Origin of the sequence: Cupriavidus cauae, from assembly GCF_008632125.1 — a bacterium.
Lineage (GTDB): Bacteria > Pseudomonadota > Gammaproteobacteria > Burkholderiales > Burkholderiaceae > Cupriavidus > Cupriavidus cauae.
In genome coordinates, this window is the sequence record NZ_VWRN01000073.1 from 88,918 (window position 1) to 97,255 (window position 8,338).

An 8,338-nucleotide genomic window follows, 5' to 3' on the forward strand; every position below is an offset into this window, starting at 1 on the left:
ATGAGCGCGCTTAACAATACGCAAACTCCATCGCATGAGAATTTACCTGGATTACAACCTGTTTGCGTACCTTCACGAGGGCACGAACCCGGCTCTGCAAGCCAAAGTGAGCGCACTGTCCGATCGACATGAGTTTCCTTGCAGCCCGGCGCACATGGAAGAAATTGCCTCGGCGCTCGCAAGACCTTCGGATACTCCCCCGCTCGATCGGTTAGCGGCCGCTTTCTGCAAAATAGACGATGTTTCTCGAATTAGCCGGAACGTGCAATTGTCTCCGACGACGTTAGGCCCGATGGTTACGAAAGAAGAACAGCCTCTCGAGTGCTTTCTTCGGGTCATGCGGCACTATCGCAAAGAGCCGGTTGTCGAGAAGAACGACTGGTATACGCGGGACTCCGTAAAGAAGGGGTCACTTCAGAAAACGGAAAATATTGCACGCTAAGGCATGGAAGAGGACCACTGCTGTCCCCAGGGGCATTGGCCAGCCGATGGCAAGCAGGTAGAAACCAAAGTCGGGGGACTCCCGTTCTCAGAGATCGGCTAGCAGCAGGTAGGCGCGGTCGAGTTGCCGATGAGCTTCCTGCCGGCGATCCATCGCTTCTAGGGCGAGCAGGAGGTCCTCGGCCAGCTCGAAATCGCTTTCCTGGCATGCCCTTTCGAACACCGCAAAGACCTCTTCATACAACGTGCGCCCCGGAACGCCCATTTGACTAACCTCCGGCGGAAAATCCGATGCTCTCTGCCGACTTGGTCCTGCCACGCCGCAGGGGCTTCTGTCCCCCATGGTTAATATGGACGTTCCCACGGCAGGGAAGGTCAAGCATTTTTCCGGCCGCGGGCCGACCTATGGTTCGCAAGCCGCCGCGCGAGACGGTTAGTGCTCGCCCCCTACAGTTCGTCCAGCGACTAGTTACCCGCACCCGGGCGCAGCCGCACCACCAGCATCGCCGCCCACTGGATATGCGGCCAGGCCAGCGAATAGACGAATGTCTGGATCAGGGGTCCCCTTGATTTCGCCGCAATTTACCGGGGTAGCCACCCGTAGCAGCCATGCGGGTTCCAGGGTGATGCCCACCCTAAAACCCTAGTCAAATCAGTCACTTGCTGACTGGTCCTTTTCCCCTTGGTTTTGGAACGTTGACCGCCCCCGCCGCGCGGCCAAGCGCGCCCTGTGGCTGGAAGCCATTGTTTCCGCAAGATAACTAGATTTATCCGTCTTTGGTTTTCCCAAGCAACACATAAATGGCTTTTCTAACGTTAGGTATGTGCGTAAGATAGGCTGAAATGCGCCTCCGGAAACTGCCATGCCCCGCCTCGCCGCCACCCCCGACCAGATCCGCGCCACCGTGCTGGCCATGCTCACCGAGGCCGGCGACGCGGCGCCGCCCACGGCCGCACGCTTTCGCCGCGTGGTGTCGGTGCGCAAGCTGCGTGACCGCCTGGGCGGCGGTGACCCTGCAACGCTGTCGCGTACGCTCAACGCGATCGAGGCCGAGGTGGTGCGCTCGGGCCTGGCCGACCTCGCCCTGCCCGAGATTCCGGTCGAGATCGCCGAAGCGATGCGCGCGCTGTGGCAGGCCGCGGTCGCGGTGCAGCTCGACGACGTGGTGCGCCTGAAGCGCGAGGCGCAAGCCACAGCCGACACCGCCGAGGCCGCCCGCGCCGAGGCCGAACTGCGGGTCGAGCTGCTGCGGGCCGAACTGAGCGAGGTGCGCGGCCAGCTCGCCGCGCGCGACACCGCGCTGGCCGTAGCGTGCGCCGCCCAGGCGGCGGCGTGCGCGCGCGCCGATGAGCAAGCCGCACGCCGGGGCGAGCTCGAGGCGGCGCTGGCGACCGCCCAGGAGCGCGCCACGGCGGGCGAGCGCACCCACACCGAGGCGATCGCCACCACCCAGGCGCGCTACGAGGCGCTGTCGAAGCAGCTCCTGCAGGAAACCGCGCACCAGCGCGACGCGGTGCGGGCCGAGCGCGCGCAACTGGCCTCCCAACTCAAATTCGCCGAGCGGCGCATCGCCGCGCTGGAAGACGAGCGCGCACGACTCGACGCCGACCTGGCCAGCGAGCGGGCCGCGCGCCAGACCGCCGCGGGCGAGGCGAGCGCACTCAAGGCCGTCACCGCCAGCCAGCGCGCCCAGCTCGACGAGCTGCTGCGTGCGACCCTGGCCGCGGCGCCACCAGCGGCCAAGACGCGCGTGCCCAGATCGACGGGCAAGGCGGCCGCCAAGCGGACCGCCCAGTCATGAAGCCGGCCGACTGGATCGATACGGGCGCGGTGCCGCCGCGCCCACTGCCGGCCACCGTCGCGGCGGCCCTCGCCTACCTGGCGGAGGCACTCGGGCACCCGGTCTACGCGCACTGGACGCTGGCGCGCGTCAAGCGCCGCTATGGCTCGCTGGCCGACGCCAAGGCCGCGCAGCCGACCGTGCTCAAGCTGCTGCTGGCGCACGATGGGGCAGTCGAATACTGGGAGCGCGGGCGCCTGCGCACGGTGACGGCGGATCTGGCGCCCCGCCCGGAGACGGTCCTCGCGCGGCTGCTGCACACGCACCGGCGCCGCATCCGGTCCACCGCCGCCTTAGCGAGCGAAGCAACGGTGCCGACCGCCGCGGAAGCGAGGGGAGCTGTCGCGGCGAACCCGTGGCTGGCCGCTTACGGCCCTGCTGACCACGCGTGGCTCACGCGCGCCGGCCGCTTCGCCCAGCCGCACGCGGCGGCCAACACGCTCGGCGCCGCCGACGATGCACAGGCGCTGGCGCTCTTCCTGCGCGACCGAACCGGGCGCTCGCCCCACACGTTGCGCGCCTATGGCGCCGAACTGCGCCGCCTGATGCGCTGGTGCGGCGCGCACGAGCTTGGGCCGCTCTCGGACCTCACGCGCCAGCGGTTGCTCGGCTACCGGCACGCGCTGCAGCACGGGGAGACCGGCAGGGAGGACGCCGCGCCGCCCTTGTCAGAAGCGACCCGCACGCGCGCGCTGGCGGTGGTGGCAAGCCTCTACGGCTACTGGTACGACACCGGCTACTTGCATGCCAATCCGGCCGCGGGCCTGTCCGCCGGCAGCCGCACCCGGGCCGGCTTCGCGCCGACGCGGCTGATCCCGCCAGCGCTGCTGGCCGCGTGCGATGCCTGGCTTGAGGCGCCGGAGTTTGCCGCCGCCAACACGACCAACACGCTGGCGGCGCAGCGGCGGCGCGCGATTTGGGCGCTGTATCGTTACGCCGGCGTGCGCCTGGCGGAACTGGCCTGGTCGACAGAGATCGCACTGCCCCGCCTGGAGGCCGAGGCGCCCGGGCGGTGGACGCTCTATGTCTGCGGCAAGGGGCGCAAGGCACGGGCCATTCCGCTGCCGGTGCCGTGCGTGACGGTATTGCGCGCCTACCGACAAGCACGCGGCCTGCCGTCCGAGCCGCCGGCGCACGAGGCGCTGCCTGTAATCCACGGCAACAAGGGCGAAGCGCTACAGTCGGCAGGCCTGTACCGGGAGGTCAAGGCGATCTTTGCGGCCGTGGCCGATGGTCTGCAGGCGCGCGAGCCGGCGCAGGCGCTCTTACTGCGCGCGGCCTCCCCGCACTGGCTGCGCCATGCCTATGCGCGCACACTGGTGGTCGACCACCAGGTGCCGCTGCCGGCCGCCCAGGCGCTGCTCGGCCACGCCTCGGTGCAGACCACGGCGGCCTATGCCAGGACCGACCTGACGCAGTTGCGGGCCTTTGTCGATGCCACGTTTGCGGATGATGGGCCGTAGCGACAGCGCGCGTTGCCTTGTCGCATCGCCACGGCGCGGGTCGCCAGTCCCAGCAACAGCAAAGCTGGGGCGGTCAGCTCGATTGACACCGCCAGGCAGGCCGCAGACTCCGAGGGCACCAGCGGCACCCGGTAGTCCTCGCGGAACAGGTCGAGGGCGGCATTCCAATTGGCCAGCTTGGCGATCGCCGAGTTCCAGAAGGTTGGCTTTTTCTCAGCCCGCACAGCACGACAGTTGCGTGACATCCTTGGCAGCCCTACATGTCCATGCCGTCCATCGATCCTGCCGCGAATGGAAGGTAGTCGCAAAAAGTCCGCCACATTTGGGCCAAATCGCTGACTTTGAAATGGTCGACGAACAAAGCTTCGCGCCTGACAGGGGCTCACACCCTCGCGGTACGTTGCGATCGCAAGTTATAGGTCACGCTGGCAACGATGATGAGGAGAATAGCCACTTGCGCGGCAATGGTTTGCACAGAGGGGTAAACGCCCAAGACATCGATACGCGGCATAGAGAGCGGCGTCACTTGCAACAGGCCAACTTTCTGCAGTGCCGCCACGCCCTTGCCAATCAGGACCACGGCAAGCACGCCAACCAAGGCGGAGCTGAACGCGAAAAATTGTCGAATCGGCAAACGCGCCGTCGATCGCAGGAGCAGAAACGCAATCACTGCCAGCACAGCAATACCGCAACCGAGTCCCGCGAGCATGTAGGCACCGTTGCCATCGGACCACAGGGCCGCGTAGAAGAGCACGGTCTCAAATACTTCCCGGTAGACCGTGACGAACGATAGCAGGAAGAGCATAAACGCCGATTTCCTGTTCAATGCCGACGACAGCTTTTCCTTCACGTACGATTGCCAGCGTCCCGCCAGACTCTTCTGGTGCATCCACATGCCGACGCCGAGTAGGACGACCGCCGCGAAGACCGCGGAGAAGCCTTCGGTCATTTCGCGACTAGCGCCGCTCAGATCAACGACGTAGGTAGCTACCGCCCACGTCAATCCACCGGCTCCCAGCGCAGTGACCCAACCCGCGTGAACGTAGGGAAGGACGTCAGTGCGATTGGCCTTCTTGAGGAACGCCAGCATGGCTACGACTACCAACAGCGCTTCAAGCCCTTCACGAAGCAGGATCGTAAAGGCGCCAAGGAAGGTCGAGAATGCGTCATTGGCGCCTGCGAGCGCTTCCTGCGCCTCGTCCAGCCTTGACTGCAGTTGCGCTGCGATGTCATGCGCGCGCTCTGCCTGGCCATTCGCGACGGCATTTCGATAGAGTCCCATCGTCTTCTCGATGTCCAGGAAGAGAGCCTGGTTCTTGGCAGCCAACGCAGGCTCAACTGGTTCGAACCCATCAAGATATGCGGACAAAGCCAGTTGCGATGCGGCCCGCGTGTCTCCCTTGTCAAGCGCAGTGACACTTTCCTTCAGCTTTTCCTTGGCGATTGAGAGACTATCGGTGGTCGATGCGGCCAGTACGTCCGGTGAGCTTCGCAGGTATGCAAGACCATCACGAGAGGTCTGTGCACCCACGAATTTAGCAAGTGCCGCCTCCGAGGTCTGGCTAAGCTTGTCGAGCGTGGGAACCGCCGCGCGCAGCCCCGGTTCAGCAGTCCAAAGCTTGGCGCCCGCCTGGCGGTCAGTATCTGAATAAGACAGCGTCGAAGCAAAATAGGCCAGAGCCCATCGGTCGTCTTCGGAGAGATGGGCAAAGCCCGGCATCGATGTTCCCTCCACGCCGCGCGTGATGATCTGTTGCAAGGCAAAGACGCTGCGTTCCTGCGCGCGCGCGTGGTCGGCCAGCGCAATCGGGGGCGGGTTGAGTTTCGCTGCGAGGGGGCCGTCCGCGTTACCGGATACGCCGTGGCAGGACGCACAATGGCTTTGATAGAGCTTCGCCCCGTTCTGCAAATCAGGCGCCTTGCTTGGTGCCATAGGAACCGGATAGGCTGTGAGGACGCCGCTGGCCAACTTCCGAGCCAGTTCGGCGACAGTTTCTGGCGAGGCCTTCGCTGCGATGGACAAACGCAATGCGCCAGCTTCCTTGCCTAGTTGTTCGGAGGCGGGTCCTGGCGGCAATTCGCCTAGCTGTCGCGCGACCGTCTGCGCGAACTCTTGCATCTCGGCATATTCAGCCTCATTGGTGATGCGGCCATCGTTGACTGAACCGCCATAGTCAACGGCAAGGTAGTCCAGCAATTGCCAGACTTGCTTGGCCTTGTCTTGCGTGGATAGAGGCTCGGCCAAAGCCGTCGAGACGGATAGCGCCAAGGAGACTAGAACGAGGGAGAGGATGCGCAGGGCTTGCATGAGGAACACGCCGGGCGGGCGGCAGTTTTCGCGGACAAATGCGAATGATTGTAATTCATATCGTTTGCGCGAGCGACCCATCTTGGTGATGGAAGTATGGGGAATCGCGCTTGACTCTATAGCCGCTAGAGGGCGTAGAAATAACAACGTTAGTCAATACTGGCGACCTACTTTGAGTCAGCGCAACACAAACCGATGGGGACTTCCGGCGGATTGCTCGTATGGGGTCGAGCCAAGTGCAGCCGCGTGCAAGATGCGGGAGGGTGCAATGCGCTTACGTGAGGTGCGCACAACTTCGGGCGACCCTCCGCCTCGGCTTTCAGGCGTTCGCACGATTGCGAACAATAGAACCCAACGCTCCCATATCGCGAGTCCTTACCGTATGGTGGGATGCGAGGGGCGGAGGATGGTGATCCGATGAGTTGGGCACTTGTTCTCTACGACTGGAGCGGCTGGAATCGAGAGATCTTCCTACTGGTCAATGAAGGCACGCCGGCAATGTTCTTGCCTTTGGCCAAGCTGTTTAGCTACCTATTGGGCAACTATTGGACCGCGCCTGTTGTCATGGGAGGCTTTTGGGTCTGGTCAAGAACAACCTCGGATGTAGATCGTTCGTTGGAGCTACAGGCTCACTTGGCACGATTTGTAGTCGCATTCGGTATGGCATTTGCTGTAGTTGGAGCATCAAAGTTTCTCTTCGATTTCCCGCGGCCGGCTGCCGTGTTCGGTCACCTGTGGCATTCAATCGGTTCAATTGAGACGCACTACAGTCTTCCGAGTGGACATTCCACGTACGCCGCTCTGGTTGCTGGTGGGTTATGGCCAATGGTCCGCGCCCACTGGCGACCGGCTCTACTTACCTATGTCGCGCTAGTCGGCTGGTCACGTTTGGCCACAGGGATGCACTTCCCGGCGGACGTCTTGGCGGGCTGGTTAGTAGCGCTCGGCAGTTTGGCTCTTTCGAGCCGGTTATTGAAGGGGGCTGCTTAACGTACCAAGGATCGTCGTGCCGGGGTAACAGGCGAGGAGTGCAACCATGCCATGGAGTCTGCAACAACGTCGCATCGTACGCGATTCGATGCTTGCCTGCTTAGTTTGCGCGGTAGTTCTTGGCGCGGGTTATATCTGGCTTCCCCCCGCTCTGTTCGGCCTCGATGGACAGCTTGGTATTGGCGACCGTGTCGCGTTTGCGCTCAAGGCCGATCTCCCTGTTTTCCTATGGTTAGCAGATTGCGTGAGAGCCGTAAGCAAGGGACGCTTTTTATCGCAAGCCGATATCCAGGGCTCGGCGTTTTCGCGTCCTAGTCCCGCTATTGAGCTGCGCGTGGCGGTGCTACAGAACTCGCTCGAACAGACCGTACTGGCGGTAGGCGCGCATTTGATTCTTGCGACAGTGCTGTATGGCGCCGAACTTAGGCTGATGCCGATTCTGGTGAGCTTGTATCTGCTCGGTCGTATCACGTTCGCGGTTGGCTATGCGCGGCATCCTACCGGTCGGCTTTTGGGATGGCGATGACTGGGATTTCGACCGTTGTGGTGCCTACACGCTTGCGGTGGCTCTCATTCTCTCGGGGCGCTGAAGGAGGGGGGCCGTTTCATCGGACAGATCAGGCCCCTGCCTCGCGTTCGACCGTGGCATGCATGCCGTAACGGATTTGGTAGACGGTATTGCACCTCCAGCCGGCGGTTCATCAGGTCAAAGTCGAGTCGTTCTATCCCCTCCACCTTGCCCAGGCGCTTGCGAATCAGGGCTTCCTCGGTGGGGCAGTCCATGTTGGTGATCAGGAACTGCGTGGTGTTGCCCGTGGCTGCAGGGACGAGCGAGATGGCAGTGCCGCAGGGACCTCAGCCGGCCTCGATGGAATGAACCCAGCATTGCACCATGTCAGACAAAGTGGATGATGCTTCTATGCCTTGAAGGGTCACATCGCGTGAGTGAACATGAATTACCTACAGAGCGGGGCCAAGCATCTCCGCGCAGCCTGCTGCGACCTCCCATGAAGGTTTCCTACTTGCTGCTGGCGTCCAGCGCTTTCATGACGTCTTCAGTGATGTCAATGCGCGGATTCACATAGACTGCCTGTATGACAAGGTCGTACCCGCGCTGCTCGGCAAGCTGGCGAATCGCCTGCTGGGCGCGCTCTTGCACCCGTGCCAGTTTGAATCGCCCCGGTTTTCGCGGAGGCTGTTTGGTTAAAGTAAAACGGCCTCGTCGGCGGTTTTGCCGAGTTGGTTGTAGTAGTTTGCCTCAGCCTCGGCGGGCGGGATATAGCCGATGGATGAGT

Annotated in this window: 9 protein-coding genes and 1 pseudogene; 5 read left to right on the forward strand and 5 right to left on the reverse strand. The window is 63.0% G+C overall.

Annotated elements, in window-relative coordinates:
* The first annotated feature begins 34 nt into the window (after positions 1 to 34).
* Positions 35 to 442: a hypothetical protein gene (locus tag F1599_RS25245; RefSeq protein WP_004635327.1), complete on the forward strand. Its 408-nt coding sequence runs from the start codon at positions 35 to 37 to the stop codon at positions 440 to 442.
* An 87-nt stretch (positions 443 to 529) separates the two neighbouring features.
* Here the strand turns inward: F1599_RS25245 and F1599_RS26065 are convergent, their stop codons facing one another.
* Complete coding sequence (locus tag F1599_RS26065; protein WP_004635326.1) at positions 530 to 706, reverse strand: hypothetical protein; 177 nt, start codon at positions 704 to 706, stop codon at positions 530 to 532.
* Positions 707 to 1,304: 598 nt separating this feature from the next.
* Here F1599_RS26065 and F1599_RS25255 point away from each other — a divergent pair.
* Together F1599_RS25255 and F1599_RS25260 are read left to right on the forward strand one after the other, a co-directional pair.
* Entirely contained in the window at positions 1,305 to 2,243 is a 939-nt protein-coding gene (locus F1599_RS25255) for a DNA-binding protein (protein WP_004635320.1), read from the forward strand.
* Positions 2,240 to 3,745, forward strand: coding sequence for a tyrosine-type recombinase/integrase (locus F1599_RS25260; protein WP_004635319.1), 1,506 nt, complete (start codon positions 2,240 to 2,242; stop codon positions 3,743 to 3,745). The genes F1599_RS25255 and F1599_RS25260 overlap by 4 nt, the downstream gene beginning before the upstream one ends.
* A gap of 23 nt (positions 3,746 to 3,768) precedes the next feature.
* On the opposite strand, the pseudogene F1599_RS26390 reads toward F1599_RS25260, so the two are convergent.
* Both F1599_RS26390 and F1599_RS25270 read right to left on the reverse strand, forming a co-directional pair.
* A pseudogene (locus tag F1599_RS26390) lies at positions 3,769 to 3,945 on the reverse strand (DoxX family membrane protein); the annotation flags it as partial.
* A gap of 182 nt (positions 3,946 to 4,127) precedes the next feature.
* The gene (locus F1599_RS25270) at positions 4,128 to 6,053 is read right to left on the reverse strand and encodes a cytochrome c/FTR1 family iron permease (RefSeq protein ID WP_053823089.1); all 1,926 of its coding nucleotides are present in this window, start codon (positions 6,051 to 6,053) and stop codon (positions 4,128 to 4,130) included.
* Positions 6,054 to 6,470: 417 nt separating this feature from the next.
* Here F1599_RS25270 and F1599_RS25275 point away from each other — a divergent pair, with 417 nt between their 5' ends.
* Together F1599_RS25275 and F1599_RS25280 are read left to right on the forward strand one after the other, a co-directional pair.
* A complete protein-coding gene (locus tag F1599_RS25275; RefSeq protein WP_115737191.1) occupies positions 6,471 to 7,043 on the forward strand; it encodes a phosphatase PAP2 family protein in 573 nt (190 codons plus the stop codon).
* A 46-nt stretch (positions 7,044 to 7,089) separates the two neighbouring features.
* Complete coding sequence (locus F1599_RS25280) at positions 7,090 to 7,569, forward strand: MAPEG family protein (protein WP_115737192.1); 480 nt, start codon at positions 7,090 to 7,092, stop codon at positions 7,567 to 7,569.
* Between the two features lie 44 nt (positions 7,570 to 7,613).
* Here the strand turns inward: F1599_RS25280 and F1599_RS26570 are convergent, their stop codons facing one another.
* The gene (locus F1599_RS26570; protein WP_338123553.1) at positions 7,614 to 7,880 is read right to left on the reverse strand and encodes a heavy-metal-associated domain-containing protein; all 267 of its coding nucleotides are present in this window, start codon (positions 7,878 to 7,880) and stop codon (positions 7,614 to 7,616) included.
* Positions 7,881 to 8,061: 181 nt separating this feature from the next.
* Positions 8,062 to 8,202 (reverse strand): OmpH family outer membrane protein, encoded by a 141-nt coding sequence (locus tag F1599_RS25290; protein WP_370641555.1) that lies wholly within the window; start codon positions 8,200 to 8,202, stop codon positions 8,062 to 8,064.
* Between the last annotated feature and the right edge of the window lie 136 nt (positions 8,203 to 8,338).